The organism is Salinispirillum sp. LH 10-3-1, from assembly GCF_030643825.1.
Taxonomy (GTDB): Bacteria; Pseudomonadota; Gammaproteobacteria; order Pseudomonadales; family Natronospirillaceae; genus Salinispirillum.
Genome location: NZ_CP101717.1, coordinates 2789710 through 2808663 on the forward strand (window position 1 = coordinate 2789710; position 18954 = coordinate 2808663).

14 protein-coding genes and 1 tRNA gene are annotated in these 18954 nt (G+C 54.9%); 10 read left to right on the forward strand and 5 right to left on the reverse strand.

Going from position 1 to position 18954, the window contains the following annotated elements; genetic code table 11:
- The first annotated feature begins 39 nt into the window (after positions 1-39).
- The 5 genes from NFC81_RS12760 to NFC81_RS12780 all read left to right on the forward strand — a co-directional run bounded on the left by NFC81_RS12760 (position 40) and on the right by NFC81_RS12780 (position 5083).
- Positions 40-1497, forward strand: coding sequence for a HAMP domain-containing sensor histidine kinase (locus NFC81_RS12760; RefSeq protein ID WP_304994861.1), 1458 nt, complete (start codon positions 40-42; stop codon positions 1495-1497).
- On the forward strand, positions 1497-2186 hold the full coding sequence (locus tag NFC81_RS12765; RefSeq protein WP_304994862.1) for a hypothetical protein: 690 nt from the start codon (positions 1497-1499) through the stop codon (positions 2184-2186). The genes NFC81_RS12760 and NFC81_RS12765 overlap by 1 nt, the downstream gene beginning before the upstream one ends.
- Positions 2179-3540 carry a sigma 54-interacting transcriptional regulator gene (locus tag NFC81_RS12770; protein WP_304994863.1) on the forward strand — a complete coding sequence of 454 codons (1362 nt, stop codon included), beginning with the start codon at positions 2179-2181 and terminating at the stop codon, positions 3538-3540. The genes NFC81_RS12765 and NFC81_RS12770 overlap by 8 nt, the downstream gene beginning before the upstream one ends.
- 90 nt (positions 3541-3630) lie before the next feature.
- Positions 3631-4326: a VWA domain-containing protein gene (locus NFC81_RS12775; RefSeq protein WP_304994864.1), complete on the forward strand. Its 696-nt coding sequence runs from the start codon at positions 3631-3633 to the stop codon at positions 4324-4326.
- Positions 4327-4345: 19 nt separating this feature from the next.
- Positions 4346-5083 (forward strand): molecular chaperone DnaJ, encoded by a 738-nt coding sequence (locus tag NFC81_RS12780; protein ID WP_304994865.1) that lies wholly within the window; start codon positions 4346-4348, stop codon positions 5081-5083.
- 51 nt (positions 5084-5134) lie between these two features.
- On the opposite strand, the gene NFC81_RS12785 is transcribed toward NFC81_RS12780, so the two are convergent.
- On the reverse strand, positions 5135-6442 hold the full coding sequence (locus tag NFC81_RS12785) for a short-chain fatty acid transporter (protein ID WP_304994866.1): 1308 nt from the start codon (positions 6440-6442) through the stop codon (positions 5135-5137).
- Between the two features lie 256 nt (positions 6443-6698).
- Between NFC81_RS12785 and NFC81_RS12790 the strand changes: the two genes are divergently transcribed.
- Positions 6699-7142 (forward strand): hypothetical protein, encoded by a 444-nt coding sequence (locus tag NFC81_RS12790; protein ID WP_304994867.1) that lies wholly within the window; start codon positions 6699-6701, stop codon positions 7140-7142.
- Here the strand turns inward: NFC81_RS12790 and NFC81_RS12795 are convergent.
- Positions 7139-8545, reverse strand: a complete 1407-nt coding sequence (locus tag NFC81_RS12795) for an MATE family efflux transporter (protein ID WP_370529868.1) — start codon at positions 8543-8545, stop codon at positions 7139-7141. The two genes, NFC81_RS12790 and NFC81_RS12795, sit on opposite strands and share 4 nt — an antisense overlap.
- 270 nt (positions 8546-8815) lie before the next feature.
- Here NFC81_RS12795 and NFC81_RS12800 point away from each other — a divergent pair, with 270 nt between their 5' ends.
- Positions 8816-10030: a DUF1566 domain-containing protein gene (locus NFC81_RS12800; protein ID WP_304994869.1), complete on the forward strand. Its 1215-nt coding sequence runs from the start codon at positions 8816-8818 to the stop codon at positions 10028-10030.
- 70 nt (positions 10031-10100) lie between these two features.
- Here the strand turns inward: NFC81_RS12800 and NFC81_RS12805 are convergent, their stop codons facing one another.
- Positions 10101-12119 carry a methyl-accepting chemotaxis protein gene (locus tag NFC81_RS12805; RefSeq protein WP_304994870.1) on the reverse strand — a complete coding sequence of 673 codons (2019 nt, stop codon included), beginning with the start codon at positions 12117-12119 and terminating at the stop codon, positions 10101-10103.
- Between the two features lie 299 nt (positions 12120-12418).
- Here NFC81_RS12805 and folE point away from each other — a divergent pair, with 299 nt between their 5' ends.
- The gene (gene folE / locus NFC81_RS12810) at positions 12419-13057 is read left to right on the forward strand and encodes a GTP cyclohydrolase I FolE (protein WP_304994871.1); all 639 of its coding nucleotides are present in this window, start codon (positions 12419-12421) and stop codon (positions 13055-13057) included.
- A 61-nt stretch (positions 13058-13118) separates the two neighbouring features.
- Positions 13119-13772: a methyltransferase gene (locus NFC81_RS12815; protein ID WP_304994872.1), complete on the forward strand. Its 654-nt coding sequence runs from the start codon at positions 13119-13121 to the stop codon at positions 13770-13772.
- Positions 13773-14334: 562 nt separating this feature from the next.
- On the opposite strand, the gene NFC81_RS12820 is transcribed toward NFC81_RS12815, so the two are convergent.
- Both NFC81_RS12820 and NFC81_RS12825 read right to left on the reverse strand, forming a co-directional pair.
- Positions 14335-14411: transfer RNA gene (locus NFC81_RS12820), tRNA-Met, on the reverse strand.
- Between the two features lie 116 nt (positions 14412-14527).
- Entirely contained in the window at positions 14528-17290 is a 2763-nt protein-coding gene (locus NFC81_RS12825; protein ID WP_304994873.1) for a DUF349 domain-containing protein, read from the reverse strand.
- Positions 17291-17426: 136 nt separating this feature from the next.
- On the opposite strand from NFC81_RS12825, the gene sbcB reads away from it, so the two are divergent.
- Entirely contained in the window at positions 17427-18860 is a 1434-nt protein-coding gene (sbcB, locus tag NFC81_RS12830; RefSeq protein WP_304994874.1) for an exodeoxyribonuclease I, read from the forward strand.
- Positions 18861-18954 lie beyond the last annotated feature (94 nt).

Sequence of the window (18954 nt, forward strand, 5' to 3'; positions counted from 1 at the left end):
TTGAGTACATAACCAATCACACTGCACTAAGGGATATCCGTGAATCGTGCCAACCTATTTATGCGCTTACTGCACCCTGCATCCTTGCGCGAGTTGGTACTGATCGGTTTCATGCTGGCGCTGATTCCACTGTCTGTGCTGCTGTGGCAAGGGCGGAGTGCGTTAAATGAGTTAAGCATTGTCGCCATGACCGAAGCCCAGACGGCGGTCGCCACAATCAGGCGGGCTGAGCACTTGCAGAATCGCATCACCGATATTGAGCGCGCGGTACGGCAATACAGCGTGGTACGCACCGATGCTTTAGCCCAACTAGCCGATGCCCATATCGAACAATATCTGCAGTCGCTAAGCCGCGCCTGCAACGCCTTACCAGAGACCGCTGGTGCGGCTGCACTTTGCGCAACCCACAGGGTGCAACTCGCTGATCTCGCCACAAACTTTACCCACCACAACAATGCCCAATTGGAAGAGCAACTGCAGCAGGTGCGGCGTGACCAAGCCACCCTGTCCACCCTCATTGGTAACCACCTTGACCAACGCATCGAACAACAGCAGGGGCGCGTCGCGGCGCAACAGCAACAACTGGCGATACAAACCATCGTGCTGGTGTTCCTGACCTTACTGTTGGTGGTGTGGGTAAGTGGACGCGTCGCCGCTCCGGTCAAACGACTGGATCAAATGATCCGGGCCATGGGGCAACAACAGGAACGGCCAGCGCGTGATGCCGTTGGCGGACCACGCGAATTGAATGCCTTGGGTCATCGTTTGCACTGGCTGTCAGGCCGTTTGGAGCAACTTGAGGCACTGCGTCTCGTCTTATTGCGCCATGCATCGCACGAACTCAAAACACCATTGGCCAGCATACAAGAGGGTTGTTCGCTCCTCGCTGAGCAGCTGGCAGGCCCGTTAAATGACCGCCAGAAGGAGGTCGTGAGCTTGTTGTCAGGCAGCGCCGAGCGCCTGAATCAACTCACCGAACAGCTCCTTGACTACAATCGTCTTCTGCAACAAGCCCGACCTGAGCTGTCTTGGGTCAATGCTGCGAACCTGATACAGCAAGTGCTCTCCGAGCACGCCTTATCGATCCAACAGCGTCAGCAGACTGCGGAGGTGGATTGCCAAGTAGAACAATTGCATACAGACCCGCGCTTACTCACTCGTATCCTCGACAACCTCATCAACAACGCCCAAGCCTATGGCGCAGCGGGTGGCCGTATCTGGTTATCGCTATACCAAGTCAACGATGAACTGATCCTCGATGTTGCCAACAGCGGCCCGGCCATACCGGCCGACCAAGCGCGGTTGATGTTTGAACCTTTTCAACGCGGAACCTTGCCGCGCGCTGATGCCTTAACCGGCTCGGGTCTGGGCTTATCCATCGTCGCCGACTGTGCCAGATTGCTGCAAGGCCACGCCGACATCGTTCAGCACAGAGAAGCGGATGTTTGCGTTCGCATAACACTGCCCAGCTTCACCACCATGGATAACGATACCTGATGTTCTCTCGCGCCATCACTTTGCTATTTGGCTGTTTCGCGGCTGTCGCCCTGCCCGGGTGTGCCCACTTTGTCATGCCGACGACGGGCGAGCCTAACTCGAACCTTTCTGCCGATCGGCCGGAACCCGCACCGGAATCCAGTCAGCGGGTGCGCTGCTCCTTGCCCATTGTGGCACCTGACAGCCTGTCGTCACCCAGCCTCACCTTCAGTGACTCGCCCTGTATGTTGTTGGCGTGGCAGCAATTCATGCAGCACAGCCTTCACCTAGACACTGAAGCTCGTCGTCGTGTGCTAGCGTCCCTACCCGACACCCAGGTTGGTACCGCTCAGTCAGCGCTGCTGAGCAGCCATCCCAGTACGCCACACCTTTTGCGGCTGCATAGCCAATTGCAACTGTTGGAACTCATTCCGGAGCTACCCACAGCGCTGGCGGAGTACTTCAAGTGGCTCACTGATCACCAGCAACGCTTATTGGAAACCGAATTAACAGTACAGGGGCTGAGCCGGCTCAACAGCCAACAGCAACAGGACATACAGCGTTTACAGGCAGAGATCGCCGAAAAGACGGCGCAAATACAAGCACTCACCGAAATTGAAGCGCGCCTGAGCGAAAACCAGCCTGACCGTTCAAGCGACGATATCGAGCCCCTTACGGAACGCACAAGAGAGGAGCGCCCAGATGACTAATGCACCGGCCATACTGTTGGTTGATGATGACAGCAGCCTGCTGCGCCTGTTGACGTTGCGCCTCGAAAGCGAAGGGTACGCCGTCACCAGCGTCAACTCAGGCAGCACAGCATTGAAGGCGCTGAGCACAGAACATTTCGCTCTCGTCCTGAGCGACTTGCGCATGCCGGGCCTGGATGGCCTAAGTTTGTTTGACGAAATTTCACGCCGCCATCCAGGCATGCCGGTGATTATCATGACGGCCCACGGCTCGATTCCTGATGCTGTGGCCGCAACACAGCGTGGTGTGGTGGGCTTTCTGACTAAGCCACTCAACCATGACGAGTTGCGGCAGGCGCTGCACGATGCCATCAGTCATGCGCATGTACCGCATCAAGGTGATTGGCGCCAGGCCATCGTATCGCGCAGCCCCGCCATGGCCGACGTGCTTGATCAAGCCTATCGCATCGCGCAGCGCGACGTCAGCGTGTTGATCAGTGGTGCCAGTGGTACTGGAAAGGAACTGCTGGCGGACGCCATTCATCGTGCCAGCCCGCGGGCCGACAAGCCCTTTATTGCCATCAACTGCGGCGCCCTGCCGGAGCACCTGCTTGAATCCGAACTGTTCGGCCATAGCAAGGGGGCCTTCACCGGCGCGGTTACGGAAAACCAAGGGCTGTTTCGCGCCGCCGACGGGGGCACCCTGTTTTTGGACGAAATTGGCGACATGCCCATGCCTTTGCAGGTTAAACTGCTGCGCGCCTTGCAAGAACGACAGGTTCGACCGGTCGGCAGCAGCCGCAGCATCCCCATCAACGTGCGTGTCCTATCCGCCACTCACCGCGACCTGCCGAAAGCCATGGCGGACGGCAGTTTCCGCGAAGATCTCTATTACCGCCTGAATGTCGTGAACCTCACCTTGCCCGGTTTGCGCGAGCGTGCCGAAGACATTCCCTTGCTGGCCCGTCATGTCTTACAACAGTGTGCCGCACGACAAGGCATTGAAGTAACGCGATTCTCCGACGACGCCATGCAGGCTCTGTTGACGGCTATGTGGCCCGGCAATGTGCGTCAACTGGTGAACGTGGTAGAGCAATGTGTGGCCCTCACCCAAGCACCGGTGATCAATGCCGCTTTGGTCGAACAGGCGCTGGCACAAGACCAAAACCACTGGCCTACCCTGACGGAAGCGCGCGACCAAGTGGAGCGCCAGTATCTGATTCGTGTATTGCGCATGACCGAAGGGCAAGTGACACGGGCAGCAGAGCTGGCTGGGCGCAACCGCACCGACTTTTACAAATTACTGAAGAAACATGATTTATCCGCGGCGAGCGTGGCTGCACCAGTCGCCATAACCCACTCCACAGCAAACTGAATCCTGTCCGCGTCTGTGCTGAGGCGTGTTTCAAGGCACTGAACTGTTATACTCTGCTTATCTGAATCCTAGGCGAGCATGAGGGCATCCATGAACGATAAATCGATCCAACCGCGCTCCGGCCAACAAGACATCGATCAGTTTATTCGCCAAGTGAAAGACATGACGGTGGCACAAGCCACGCAAGGCCGCCTAATATTTGCCTTGGACGCCACCGCCAGCCGCAAGCCCACTTGGGATCAAGCTTGCCAGCTGCAAAGCGAGTTGTTCCTTGCCACGCAAGACATTGGCGGACTGGCCGTGCAACTCTGTTACTTCCGTGGTTTTGGCGAATTCCACGCCAGCCCTTGGCTCACCAACACCCAGCAGTTGCTGCGTAAAATGAATGGTGTCGATGTGCTGGGCGGCCATACACAAATACATAAGGTACTGCAGCAAGCGTTGACAGAAACTCGCCATCAACGCGTCAGCGCGGTGATCCTGATCGGTGATTCCTGCGAAGAGTCGGTGGACGACCTGTGCCAGAAAGCCGGTGAATTGGGTATGTTGCGCACACCTGTGTTCACCTTTCATGAGGGTGGTGATCACCATGCAGAATCCGCCTTCCGCCAGATCAGCAAACTCTCAGGCGGTGCCTATGCTCCATTCGACCACAACAGCCCAGGGGTTTTGAAAGATCTGCTCGCCGCCGTCGCCGTATATGCTTCTGGCGGAGCCCGTGCATTGGAAAGCTTCTCTAGCCGGCAGGGCCAGCACGTCAAGCTACTGACCCAGCAATTGAAATAAACTCTACAAGGAGTTCTCCGTGAGTCCAGCAGCCATCCTCGCCCTCGCCTCTGCCGTTATACTCGGCTGGGTCTGGGTACGAAATCAGCCTCCAGCACAGCGCAAGGCCGCACTCATTAAAATATTGTTATTCACGGCCGCGGCCGGTCTGGTGTTTCTGGCGGCCACCGGGCGTCTGCATGTGGTCGGCGCCTTGCTCGCCCTGACACTTCCCTTTTTGCGCCGTTTGTGGCCCCTGTTCATTGGCTTATTTTTGCGTCATCGCGCCGGTCGCACGCGGAGCAGCACCAGCACTCCTGGTGGTCGTTCACGCGTGGCCACCGCCATTATCGACATGACCCTCGAACACGAGAGTGGCGTGATGTACGGCACTATTTTGGCGGGCCCATTGCAGGGCAAAGAGTTGGCTGATCTTAGCGACGAAGAGTTTATTGAGTTGCTGCAATACTGCCGCCAGCAAGACACGGATTCAGCACGTTTGTTAGAGACTTATTTGGACAAGCGCTTCGGCGACAAATGGCGTGCCGATGACCCCGGCACAACACAGCAGGGCAGCCAAGAACAAACACAAGATAACAGCAGCGGGCCGATGACGCGGGCCGAGGCACTCGAAATCCTTGGTTTAACCGCTGATGCCAACCGCGACGACATCATTCAAGCGCATCGGCGACTGATGCAGAAGATGCACCCGGACCGCGGTGGCAGTGCTTATCTGGCGGCACGGATCAACGCCGCACGCACCCTATTATTAGACTAGCTGCTGACATAAAAATGGGCACCTCTGTGCCCATTTTGCTTCATGCGTCGCTTAGAACCACGTCAGACCAATACTGATAAACACCCCGGTAACGATCAGCATCATCAAGCAATAACCCATGATGTCCTTGGCTTTTAAGCCAGCAATCGCCAGCGCGGGTAAAGCCCAGAACGGTTGCAGCAAGTTAGTCCACGCATCTCCCCAGGCCACGGCCATAGAAATGCGCGCCACGTCGGCGCCCAAGGCTTCAGCAGCAGGCAACATGACCGGCGCTTGCACCGCCCACTGACCACCACCCGATGGCACAAAGATATTAACGATACCGGCGCTGATAAAAGTCCAGAAAGGCAAGCTGGTCGCCGTGGCAAAAGACGCCAGCCCGGCCGAGATAGACTGCGCCAAACCCGAGTTGATCATGATTGCCATGATGCCCGCATAGAACGGAAACTGGATCACAATGCCCGCCCCACCTTTCACCGCTTCATGCAATGCATTCAACAAGCGCCGAGGAGTCTGATGGAGAATGATCGCCACCGTCAGAAACAGAAAGTTCACGATATTCAGGTTCAAACCACCACTGTTCATGAAGTAGTTGACCAGAAATGCCACACCACCAAAGCCAATCAACCACGCTAAAACTCGGCTATTTTCGAGGTGGTCTGCTGGCCGGGTAATTTCGGAAGATGCTTCTGGCGCATCCTGTAATTGCTCCGGTTTCACATAGATGCTGTCCTCTTCTTTCGGCAGCATCAACCAATTGGTCAATGGCACTATGATGAACAGCATTAACACAATGGCGATATTAAAAAAGGCGAAGATGGTTTCACTGGTGCTGATAATACCAATTTGGCTTTCCGCAAAGTGCCCCGGTGTAGCGATGGTCAACGGTACAGAACCCGCCAAACCGCCGTGCCAAACGATGAAGCCAGAATAGGCACTGGCGATCAGCAAGCGATAATCCACTTTGATCAAACGCGCCAGCTCTTTAGCAAACAGCGCACCCACCACCAATCCAAAGCCCCAATTGATCCAACTCGCCACCAGAGACACCATGGTCACCAATAAAATTGCCTGACCAGGCGTCTTGGCAAAGGTAGCCAATTTCACCAGAAAGTTTTTCACCAAGGGGGTGCTGGCCAGCATAAAGCCGGTCACCAACACCAACAACATCTGCATGGAAAAGGTCAGCAGGCCCCAGAAGCCATTACCCCACATCTCTACTACGGCCAGTGGTGATTGCCGCTCAAATAAAACCGCGGCGGCGAAGACAATTAACGTTAATAGCAATACAAAGATATAGGGATCCGGCAAATACCGGTCTACCATTTTCACTAAGGGTTGCGATGCACGGTTAAGCATAATAGTTCACCTCTTGTTTAGAATTTTTATTTCGAGACGTTCATAACTGATTACTGCGACAATCACTTCCTATTAATGACTTTAACGATGTAGAGTCAATACCTGCTTGATAAGCCGGTTCGAACCGGAATTATTTACCTGTTATTCCAGCTTTACACAGCACATACCCTATGGCGTCGCAGAGAAGCTTGCGGTATCTTTTGCGTCAAATAAGAATTACTCATCCACTGCACCAAATACTTAAATCGAGGCTCGTGTGAATACGTCGTCAATAGATAAAAAGTTGGAGTTATATCGTTCAGAGTTACAGCGTCTACAAGAAGCGAAACACGCATTGGAGCAAAAAGAAGCCAGTGCGCAACAGGTCATTGCCGATTTAGAAGCAGCCTGTGCTGCCAATGATATGAAACTGGACGATGTCTTTCGTCGTCTGGAAAAGAAGATTGAGCGCTGGATAAAATCCCGCAGTCAGGATGAAGAAGGCATTCATCAACACCTGAAAAGCTATTACGCGCGCGTTATCAGTGAAGGGGCACGTGAAACTAAGCGTGCGCGCAAGCCCGAGCCCAAACTCCAGACCGGCACCTATGTGAACCCGTATACACAAGAAACGGCGGAAAAGCGGACACGGACACCAGCCGCACTGACCGAGTGGGTCAGTGTTTATGGCTTGGGCACCGTCGAGACCTGGCGACGCTAGGTTCTTGCCGTCTTTGCCTGGAAGCGAAATAGCCGTACCGTCAACAATACGCTGGCGGTGGCTAAGCCCGCCGTTAACGCCAACCAAAAACCGTTGGCCCCCATCGCCTCCGCCGTCAAATAGTCGGTAAAGGTCAGCACATAGCCCAGCGGTAAGCACACACCCCAGAACGACAACAGCATGATCAGCATTGGTATGCGGGTATCACGATAACCACGCAAGGCACTGATGGCGGTCACCTGCAAGACATCGGCAATCTGGAACACCGCCCCGAATACCATCAACTGTGCGGCCACAGCACGCACAGCTGAGTCCTGCGTGTAGAGCGCCGCGATAAAATCCCGATTCAGATACAACACAGGGGCGTAAACCATCGCAATGCCGAGCGCCAGCAGCAATGAGCTACGGCCCAGCAAGCGAGCGGTGTCGGGCGCTCCGGCACCCAACAAAAAGCTGATGCGCAACGTCAAAGCCATACCCAAACTCAACGGCACCATAAACAGCAACGAAACACCATTCAATACAATCTGATGCCCAGCCACGACTATTGGCCCCAAGGGTGCGAGAAACAGTGCAATCACCGCAAACACACTGGCCTCCACAAAGATGGTGAAGCCAATGGGTATGCCCAGGCGCAACAAGCCACGGATCTCCAACCAGCGTGGCGCCACCCAATCACTGATTAAGTGGAAACGGGCGTACAGCTTGCTGCGGTTCAAATAGATCAGTAAGGCCGTTACCGAAACCCATTGTGATATCGCCGTGGCCCAGCCGCAACCAATGCCTCCGAGCTCGGGCAGACCAAACTTGCCGTAAATCAAAACGTAATTCAGTGGCAGATTCACTGCCGTTCCTAATAAGGAAAACGCCATGAAGGTGCGGGTATGCCCCAACCCATCGGTCAAACCACGCAGGGCGACCAGCAACAATAAAGCCGGGATACCGAGCGAGAATGATTTCAGGTAGCCGGTGGTGACGGCTGCAGCAGCGGCGTCCAATTGCAAGATATTCAAGACTGGCTGCACATTGATCAACAGCAGAATCATCACCACAGCGCAGCCTGCAGCAATGTAGATTCCCTGCCAGACGGCGGGCATGATCTTCGCCATCTGCTGCGCCCCACGATGCCCTGAAACAACCGGCTGCAGGGCGCTGAGACACCCCATAAAGAACAGAAACAAGGGCGACCACAGACTCCCACCGATGCCCACACCGGCGAGATCAACCGCACTGTAGTTGCCCGCCATGATGGTATCAATTACGCCATTTGCCATCTGCGCCAACTGTGCGACCAAGATCGGGCTACCCAGAATGGCGAGGGTCTTCCATTCGGTCAGCGTTTTGACAATAACGCCCTGCTGGGGCTCTGGTATGGGTTGATGTTCCTGATCCACAATGATCATCCTGTTACACAATAACGATAGATAAATGGTGCGCTCAGTCAGGTTCGAGCACAGACGCGGCCGGACACTATACTCCTGCCTTTTCCGTTAGCAAACTGGCGCTTGTCACCTTGGCTCAAAGGCACTGGCAATCCATCCTGACAAATTCGCTGCTACTGACGGATTGCAGTAAACTATTCACATATTCGCGCCATCGGCCGACACATGATAAAGAATTCTTTCAATCGTCGGGCGCCGCCCGATTGACTCTGTCCGCTTATGAGGTATTGCATGAAAAACCGAGTGCTGGCATTGCTGCTGATTTCGTCAGGTTACTTGTTCCTGTCCGGGCACGCCATGGGGTCAACCACCGCGACGGCCGTGGCGGCGCCGTCAGATGCGCCACAGGCTCTGGTCGGGCGCTATTGGATCATCGAAAACGGTGGCGTTATCTATGACCAACAAACCGGCCTTCAGTGGATGCGCTGCGCCATCGGCCAAAGTTGGAACAACGAGCACCAGCGCTGCAACGGCACGGCTCAGTCGTTCTCTTGGGGCCAGGCGCGCAATCAGACTCGGCCAAACGATTGGCGCACACCCACCATCGCTGAACTACGCACCCTAGTGTATTGCTCAACCGGCCAGCCTGCGCTGATCGGCATGACAGTGGACGGTGGCTCTTGCCGCGGTGTCTATCAGCAACCGACGATCGTTGCGCCAGCCTTTCCAGACACCGAAGCCAACCATTTTTGGTCATCCGACAGCGCCCGCCAACAAACCAATGCAGCCTGGTATGTAAACTTTGGTGGCGGTGCAGTTCTGACCAAACCTCAGGACATGCCGGGTTATTTACGACTGGTTCGCAGTGGCCGCACCGTGGCATTGCCTGCTCAAACTCGACCAACCACGGCAGCACCCGCCACTGCCGACCGGCCAACAGCCCCCTCAACCTCTGGCACCACACCCAGAGCCTCGGCCGATGCTCAGGCTTCCGCTAGCCGTCCGGCATCAGCTACCCGTGAACTACCCATCAGCGAGCGCTTCGAGATCCTTGCCGAGGGCGCGCTGGTGCACGATCGCCAGACCGACCTGCACTGGATGCGCTGCAGCCTCGGCCAGGAATGGCATGCTGAGAATCAACGCTGCCATGGTGAAGTAAGAACCTATCAATGGGACGAGCTGGGTGACATCAGCTTGACCATCGCCGGGCATGACGATTGGCGTGTGCCTACCGTCGCAGAATTGCGCGAACTGGTGTATTGCTCAGCGAACACCCCACCACGAATGGGTATGGCAGCAACCTTCACGCCTTGCAGTGGTTCTTATCAACGTCCGACCATTGCCCAAGATGTCTTCCCCAATACTGAGCAAAATTGGTACTGGACCAGCTCTGCGCTAACCAATCCAGACTTTGCGGCCTGGAGTGTGTCCTTTTATGCCGGCACGGTGTACTACGCCTATAAGCACTTCGGTTACCCCGTGCGCTTGGTTCGTGGGGGCGAGTAACTGCAATTAAGAATGCCTGCTCGGTCAGTGATCGAGCAGGCATCTTTATCTAAGATTCAAGACCCTGCACCTAGAACCTAAAACGCTGCACGAGAGTTTCTTGCTCTTGCGTCAAGATAGCCAGCTCTTCAAAGGTGCTGGCGTTTTGCGTCGCGTTGTTCACCACCTGATCCGCCATATCCGCAATGGTTACGGTATTGTTAGCCACATCGGACGCCACGGTACGTTGCTCGTTAACGGCCTCAGAAATATGCGTCGTCATTTCCGACATGCGGGACAGGGACGCCAAAATCGCTTGGATTGAAGCCCCGGTTTTTTCTGATTCATCAACCACCACCTGCGACTGCTCACGTGTGCGCAACATCAAGCCAACCGCTTCCTTAGAGCGACTCTGCAAGGCGTCAATCATTTGGTAGATCTCTTCCGTTGAGCGTTGAGTTTTACTCGCCAGCTCACGCACTTCATCAGCCACCACGGCAAAGCCTCTGCCTTGCTCGCCAGCTCGCGCTGCCTCAATGGCCGCGTTCAGTGCCAATAGGTTCGTTTGCTCAGCTATGCCGGTAATCACGGCCAGTATCTTACCGATGTTTTCAGAATCGTCATTGAGCTGATCGATCACACGGCTAGCCGATTGCAGATCCTGCTCTAAGGCCTGAATCGCACGCAGACTGACTTCCATATTATGCTGTCCGTTTCCGGCCTCATGATTAACCCGCTGTACTTCTTCTAATGTCCCACTGGCGCTTTGTGCCACTTCCAGTGTCGCTGACTCCATTTCAGTCACCGCAGCAGCGACGAGGTCCGTTTGCTCTTTTTGCAGGCGCAGTTTTTCTTGACTGGCCCGCGTGGTATTGGTCATACGAAGTGTTACGGCGCTGACCTTGGTCGACGTGGCACCCATGTTTTGCAAGATATCCCGCAAGTGTCGAACCAAGTCGTTTATTCCGTCACCGATGGCGGCAAATTCATCACGCCCAGACAACGTCAGCTCATGGCTGAGATCACCCGCTGATACATTACGTAAAGTGGAGACGATCAATTGCAAGGGCTTGCGAATACTGCGGATCAGACTGAAGACAATTAATATGGCCAACAACAAGGACACCACATAGGTACCAGCGATGGTGGCATTGGCACGCTGATTTCGATCGGCTAGGTCACGCTGCAAAGCATCTGATAAACTAGCGATCTGTTCCGTCAAGCCTTGCAAAGCAGACACACCGGTATTGATATCGGTCGCGATGGACGCCAGCAACTCGGTGCTTTGCGTCTGCAACGACAGGCGTTGAATGTTTAAGGCAATGGTACCTTCTGGGGCATTCACTGCACGATCCAAGACGGTAACGAAGCGCCCTAAGCGATCAAAGAGCACGGTATTGGACGTTTCAAGCCGACCGATTCTGATCTGAGTATTCTGAATCTCACCCTGTAAGAACTCACGCAACTCGACCAGTTCATTGACGCCGGTCATGGTGTTACTACCAGTAACCTCGGTACGCACCAAATCGATTTTATCTCTTACGTATTGTGTGTCCGCTCCAATGGCACTGGCTTCAGTCGAAGTCTGCTCACCAAGAATCTGCATGACCCGATCCACCACCCGCATCTCATTGGGGAAGGGCAGCCAGCGAGAGCTCTCCCCCTGCACCTCAGCCACATAGGCTTGTTCCGCTGCCAATAATGCTTGTCGTGTGACCAATTGCTCACGCCCCCGTTCAATGAGCGTCTGAATGGACTGATCCGCTTGAGTCAATTGCGCCAGCAGATGACTCTGCCCGGTCATTTGCTGACGCAACCGGTTACGCAAATCGGTGTACCTCGACACCTCGCGATCAAACTCGCTTTCATAGGCCAGCAACTGTTCGGCATCATATTCACTGGCGTGCTGCGCAATGGCCTTGTTAATGTTTTGCGCGCTGATCAGCAAAGAATAGCCCGACTGCAACATAGGCAGTACGTCTGTCGTGATCTCCGCCACATTGTCTTGCGTGGCCCGCTGGGTTCTCAACGCGGCAGCGGCAATCACTGTCATTAGAATCAGTAACAGCAAAAAACCTAAGCCCGTTCTACGTACTACCGTCATGTTCATAGTGTAATTCTCCGCTGACATGCCCGCATTTGAGCCATCTTTCGCTTCGGCTTGAGCCATAACTTAACCGATTAAGTTCCGCCTAAGTTTGCTGCGCTGTAAAAAGAAGGTTTCAGTGACACTTGTTTTAATTGTAGTCGCCACTTTGCGCAAAGGTTGCGCTTCATGCTAACTTCCAATATACGCTAATATCTTGAAAAGCAGAAACACGGCGCATGACAATTTTATTAATCAGGGTAATCCAGCTTTAATCACATGCTCGTACTTACTTCAACAGTGATCCCGCGACGGTGGATGCCATGATTTCAAAAGAAGCTCAGCAAGTAAGAGACACCCTGATCGATAAAGGACTGGAAACCCCGCTTCTACCTTCCACCCTATCTCGTGACGAAAAATACGAACGAATTCGCGGTTTGATGACAGAGGTCGTCAGCACTCTAGGCTTAGATCTCAATGACGACAGCCTGGCCGAGACGCCCCATCGCATCGCAAAAATGTATGTCGATGAAATTTTCGGGGGCTTGAACTACGAGAATTTTCCCAAGATCGCCCTAATCGACAATAAGATGGGCGTAGAAGAAATGGTTAAGGTAAAGGACATCAGTGTCATCAGTACCTGCGAACACCATTTCGTGACCATCGACGGTGTGGCTCGCGTTGCTTACATCCCGAAGGACAAAATCATCGGGCTATCAAAAATCAATCGGATCGTGCGTTTCTTCGCCCAGCGCCCGCAAGTTCAGGAACGTTTGACACAGCAGGTACTGGTTGCTCTGCAAACCTTACTGGAAACCAACGATGTCGCAGTCACTATTGAAGCGACCCATTACTGCGTGAAGTCGCGCGGTGTGATGGACAGCCACTCGCGGACCGAGACCACCGCACTCGGCGGGATATTTAAAAGCAACAGCACCACCCGTAACGAATTTTTAAACTGATGATTTAATGGCGGAACGATTTCACTGCAAACAGTTTTCGATCCGCCACGACCGCTGCGCGATGAAAGTAGGGACTGATGCGTTGCTACTGGGATCGTGGGCCGCGCTGCCGAATACTGGTGCGATATTGGATATTGGTGCCGGCAGTGGCATTCTCAGCTTGATGCTGGCTCAGCGTAGTGACGGTGCGCTGCCCATAACGGCGCTGGAAATTGACCCAGATGCTGCCACACAAGCCACAGAAAACGTAGCAGAGTCCCCGTGGGCCGATACCATAGGTGTCGTTCACGCGGATGCGCTGCAATGGCAGCCCGCCTCTTTGTTCTCCCTCATCATCAGTAATCCGCCGTTTTTTACCGACAGCCTCGGCTCTCCAAAGGCGTCGCGCCATCGAGCCCGCCACACGGACAGCTTGCCCTTTGCCGCCTTGCTTGACCGCGTTGTCCGCTGGTTAGCACCTGATGGGCAATTCAGCCTGATTTTACCCGTTATCAGCGCGCAGCACGTTATCGTGCTGGCCGAGTCTCTAGGCTGGTTTGTACAGCGCTGCTGTATGGTACAACCCGCGCCGCATAAGGTCGCGCACCGCTGGTTATTGAGTCTGACCCGGCAGGCCTGTGCCACAGAGAAATCCAGCATGGTGATCAAAGACCAGAGTGGTGACTACAGTCCTGAATACCGCCACCTGACCCAAGCATTTTACTTGCGTTTTTAACCCGATGTTCGCGCAGAGGGCTGCGCTCCTACACACCGACCTGCGGGAAGCCAGCCCTCTCGCCGAACAACAACCAAAAATCGTAAACAACAAAAAAACCGACACAGTGGCCTGTGTCGGGTTCTCTAATTGGTAGCGGGAGCAGGATTTGAACCTACGACCTTCATGCGGTTATAAGAGCTGAGCCCGACGCAGGCTTATTATCTGCGGCGTTAACGCGATGTTCGCGCAGAGGGCTGCGCTCCTACACACCGGCCCGTAGGAGGCCAGCCCTCTGGCCGAATAACAACCAAAAATCGTAAACAACAAAAAAACCGACACAGTGGCCTGTGTCGGGCTCTCTAATTGGTAGCGGGAGCAGGATTTGAACCTACGACCTTCATGCGGTTATAAGAGCTGAGCCCGACGCGGGCGTATTATCTGCGGTGTTAACGCGATGTTCGCGCAGAGGGCTGCGCTCCTACACACCGGCCCGTAGGAGGCCAGCCCTCTGGCCGAATAACAACCAAAAATCGTAAGCAACAAAAAACCCGACACAGTGGCCTGTGTCGGGTTCTCTAATTGGTAGCGGGAGCAGGATTTGAACCTACGACCTTCGGGTTATGAGCCCGACGAGCTACCAGACTGCTCCATCCCGCATCAAACTGGTTGTTGAGTCTCTTTTAAGAGGTTGGCGTGTCACTGTCTGGGTGACTCGCCTCAACGTGGAGCGCATCTTACTTACGGCTTAAGGTCTTGTCAATAAGCTATTGAATTTATTTGAAAAAATAATTCATACTGGCCTGTTTTACGCGCTCGTGCAGCGCATCATAGTCGACCGAATCACAGCACACAGGGACGACCAGCCAGTCCACCAACGCCTGCTCAACCGTCGCCCGGTTACTGTGCTGCCCCAGACCTTCCGCCAAGCGCGCCACCTGCACTTCCATGCGTAATGTGCGGTCTGCATCAGGGCTTGCGGTATCGGTCAGAATTTCCACCAACACACACTGCTGATGCAGCTTACGCACACACTCTTCAGGCGTACCATCCGCAGGACGCGCGCCAGCAGCAAAACGCTGCATGGTCATTTGAAAACGATCATCCACGCGGGCGGCTAGCGAAGGCAAGGCAGTGCCATCCTCCCAGACCGACTGCACTTGCGCCCGCAGGTCGTTGTCAAACTCCCCACGGCACATTGCGGCCTCTAATCCAGCAAGAATTCTTAAACGGTCAAACAATGCTTGCCAACTTTGCTCTTGCTGGCGCTGCTGACGCTGCCCTTTGGCATTACGCAAGGCGTCTACGGCCTTTGCAAAACGCGCTCGGGTCTCGTTCAAGCGGGCTTTCGGCAAGGGAGAATAGGTTTTGAACTCAGCCTCCCACGCAGGCAACTGCTGCAATGCAGCAGTCAGGGCATCGCCTTCCAGTTCTGCCGCTTTCTCCAAGCGTACAATGAGTGCCAAAGCGTCTTTGAGGTGCTGGTCCAGCTTACCCTTAAACTCTTGGCTCAGGGTGTCTCGCCGGTCAAATATTTCATCGCAGATGGTCCGAAATGCCTGCCAAAGGCGTTGATCGTCCTGTCGATGGGTACGCCCGGCTTGTTTCCACTGTTGCTGCAACGCCTTGAGTTTGTCCGTCGCTACGCGCAAGTTTTCCTCGTCGCGCAAGGCTTCGGCGGCAGCGATGATGCGCTCTCGGTCTTCTTTGTTGCGCGTAAACTCTTCGTTCAGTTTTTGCCGAATACGCTCCACCACCTGATGGTAAACCTTCTCCGTGCGTCGGTGCTCTTGCGGTTTTACCGGACTGTAATGTCGCCAGTCGCGTGCTGCCAGACGTAAAACTTTCTCGACCTCAGCCCAATCGGGGTTATGCCAGTCGTTGTTGTCGAAATACAGGTTCAGCTGCCCAATAAGTTCGCGCCGCTTATCGGCATTCAAGTCCATCAGGGCATCTTGCTCAGCAAAATAGTCCTTACAAGGAGCAAAGGCTTGCTCTGCCAGCGCATGAAACTCCTCCCACAGATTTTGATGCTGGTCGCCGCCGCCCTTTGATAACTCACGCCATGCTTTCTGCAAGGCTTGTACGGCATCCGACTTATCCTGTGGGTGCATACTACGCTCGGTCAGCGCTCGCATGTGTTCGATCAGCTCTTGTTTCTTAGGCAGTACCGCAAAGGCCTGCCAGTCGCCAAGCTGCTCGACCTCCTGGTGGTATTCTGCCGCCTCCTGGTGCAGGTGGTCGTGGCCTACCGGCACCGCCTGCAAAGCCTCTTCAATGGTGTGCCAGATACCCCGAGCTTGCCGCAAGTGACCACCGCGTACAGCACCGCGTCCGCGCCGAATCAGTCCACGGACTTTGCGCACCACGGCCAGTTCGGCGTCCTTATGCTCGGCTTGCAGAGCGGCAACGTGGCCCAGTTTGGCCGCCACTTGGTCAATAATTTCCGGCCATTCACCCGGTTCGCGCTTTTGCTGCTGCAAGGGCTGCAACAAGGCACGCAACGCTTTCAAGGCGGTTGCATCATCATCTTCGGCGGCGGCGAGGGCTGCGCTTAGACCGCCCCAATACTCTGTAATGTCGTGCAGTTGCAGCAATGACTGCTCAACCAACTGACTGGTCTTCTGCATATCGGCGTTCATGGCTGGCGCCACATTCAAGTGCGCCACGGCGTCACGGTGCGCTTGTCGTTGTTCCTCAAGCCATTGTTGACTGGCCGACCAATCGTCCGGCAGCAAACGTCCATCTTCTAGGTAATTAGCGAGCTGGCGGCGCATGTCGTTGGTGGTTTCGGCCACAACCCTATGGGCTTCACTGGTGGCTACATCGTTTGCTACCTGCTCGGCGGCCTGCATATGGTCTATCTGTTGCTCCGCGGCAATGCGAGCCCGTACAGCAGCCTCCAACGGCACCAATTGATTTAACTCGTCTGTCGTTGGTAGTAATTCATGAAACTGCTGTACCTGATTTTGCAACCGCCCTTCCAGCAAAGGATCGTAGGGGCTGTTAACGAGCTTCTCCAGCGTTGCCAAAATATGTGCGATTTGCTCAGCGCGCGCTTCGGCTCCTTGACGTTGTTCCCGCAAGGCTTGCAGTCGACCTTTGGCAAGCTTATACAACACGTTGTCACTGCCTTTTGCGGCGCGCTGCAGGGCCTGCAACGAGCTTTCTTCACGCAAGGCATTGGCCGCCGACAGGCGCTCTTGGGCTCGCACGGCATTGAGTGCTAGGTCCAGACATACCTCATCCGACTGCGTCTGCAACCACTGTTCGGCGCGCGCAAGATCACAATCCAACAACAGGCTATAGCGCATGGCGGTCGGCAAGAGTGTCAACTCTTCGGGCTGCACCGAGTGGTGGCTCAAAGCATCTCGTATCAGCCCTTTAGCTGCCACGGCCAGCTCAGGCGAGGTGCCTTCTTGCAGCAGGCGTTGGGTTACTTGCAAGTCGGCCAATTGGTGTAAGGCGGCTACTTGCAACTGTGTATTCTCGTGCTGCAGCAAGTCTTCCAGGGCCGCGCGGTCATTGGTTGCCGACAAAGCTCGAACCTGCGCTACAGACGTCACACTTGACCGTTTAAAAAGCTTACCCAGCACTGCTTGATCCTCTTTGTTATATTTACACCACCCTGCAAGCGGGTTAGTGTGCCATTAAATGACTTAGCATCTCTACACTATGCCTGCATCCAGCTTTCTTTGGTACGACTTTGAAACCTTTGGCCAACACCCTCGTCAGGATAGGCCAAGCCAATTTGCGGCCATTCGCACTGACGCTGCACTGAACCCCATAGGCGAGCCGATGAACTGGCTGTGCCAACCCTTGCCCGATTTGGTGCCGTCTCCCGATGCCTGTCTGATTACCGGCCTCACACCACAGCAGTGTGCAGCGCAAGGCATCCCAGAGCCCGAGTTTGCCCAACGCATTCTGCATGCCATGAGCCAACCCAACACCTGCAGCGCGGGCTATAACTCCATTCGCTTCGACGATGAAGTCAGCCGCTTTTTATTCTATCGCAATCTATTACCAGTTTATGACCGTGAGTGGCGTGACGGCAACAGTCGTTGGGATATCCTTGATGTGGTGCGCCTAACCTACGCGCTGCGCCCAGAAGGTATACAGTGGCCGCGCAAGGAAGACGGCAGCCCGAGCTTTCGTCTGGAAGACCTGAGCCGCGCCAATGGGTTAGAACACAGTCAAGCCCACGATGCGTTATCGGATGTGCGGGCCACCATTGCGTTGGCGAAGTTAGTGCGCGACGCTCAGCCTAAACTGTTTGACTGGGCGTTAAAATGTCGTGACAAAGCCTTTGTGAAGAGTCAGATTCCGGTATTGCGCCGCCAGCCGTTCGTGCATGTGTCCGGTATGATTCCAGCGAGCCAGGGTTGCACTACCGTATTGCTGCCGCTCGACTTTCACCCCACCAACAAGAACGAAATCATTTGCTTTGATCTGCGCGAAGACCCCGCGCAATTAGCAGGCCTGACGGTAGACGAAATCCGCCATCGCCTGTTCACCTCCACCGCTGAACTCGGTGATACGCCGCGTTTGGCGATCAAGTCTGTACACGCCAACAAATGCCCCATGGTCGCGCCCATCAGCATGTTCACGCCAGCATTGGCCGAACGCCATGGCATCGACCGTGCGACGATGGAACGCCATGCCGCCAACCTGCCGGCGCTGACCGATATCCTGCCTAGACTGCATGAGGCCCTCTCGCGCCCGCCGCAAGACAGTGACGCTGAGCAGGCCCTGTATCAAGGGTTTATTCGCGATCAAGACCGCGATATCGTGGCAGCTATCCACAGCACTCCCGATACCGACTGGCCGACTCTCGCGCAACCGCGTGAGCCTCGTTTGCGCACCCTGATGCATCGATACATTGCCCGTCACAGCACCCAGCCGCTGCCGCCAGCAATCCAGCAGGAATGGTCCCACTATCTACATGCAGCATTAACCCGCGAGGATGTCGGCAGCGCCATGAGCCTAGCAACGGCCACGACCCGAACAGAAACACTGCTGAGCGAGCAGCCCGATCACCAGGTGTTGAAAGACGTTTTAAACTACCTAAAACAGCAGCAGGCAGTACTCGACAACCTGGTCATGGTGTAGAATCTGCACCACAAGACAATAACGCTGGCGCTGTAGTGGCTCTCTGGGCTGACAGCGCTCAGACTCACGACACCTTTTCAATTCCGACTGGAGC

What these genes read in the sequence shown, in the direction of transcription:
- NFC81_RS12765 (WP_304994862.1), top strand. Translation starts at nt 1,497, where the DNA reads ATGTTCTCTCGCGCCATCACTTTGCTATTTGGCTGTTTCGCGGCTGTC.
- NFC81_RS12770 (WP_304994863.1), top strand. Translation starts at nt 2,179, where the DNA reads ATGACTAATGCACCGGCCATACTGTTGGTTGATGATGACAGCAGCCTG.
- NFC81_RS12775 (WP_304994864.1), top strand. Translation starts at nt 3,631, where the DNA reads ATGAACGATAAATCGATCCAACCGCGCTCCGGCCAACAAGACATCGAT.
- NFC81_RS12785 (WP_304994866.1), bottom strand. Translation starts at nt 6,442, where the DNA reads ATGCTTAACCGTGCATCGCAACCCTTAGTGAAAATGGTAGACCGGTAT.
- NFC81_RS12795 (WP_370529868.1), bottom strand. Translation starts at nt 8,545, where the DNA reads ATGATCATTGTGGATCAGGAACATCAACCCATACCAGAGCCCCAGCAG.
- NFC81_RS12800 (WP_304994869.1), top strand. Translation starts at nt 8,816, where the DNA reads ATGAAAAACCGAGTGCTGGCATTGCTGCTGATTTCGTCAGGTTACTTG.
- NFC81_RS12805 (WP_304994870.1), bottom strand. Translation starts at nt 12,119, where the DNA reads ATGAACATGACGGTAGTACGTAGAACGGGCTTAGGTTTTTTGCTGTTA.
- folE (WP_304994871.1), top strand. Translation starts at nt 12,419, where the DNA reads ATGATTTCAAAAGAAGCTCAGCAAGTAAGAGACACCCTGATCGATAAA.
- NFC81_RS12815 (WP_304994872.1), top strand. Translation starts at nt 13,119, where the DNA reads ATGAAAGTAGGGACTGATGCGTTGCTACTGGGATCGTGGGCCGCGCTG.
- sbcB (WP_304994874.1), top strand. Translation starts at nt 17,427, where the DNA reads ATGCCTGCATCCAGCTTTCTTTGGTACGACTTTGAAACCTTTGGCCAA.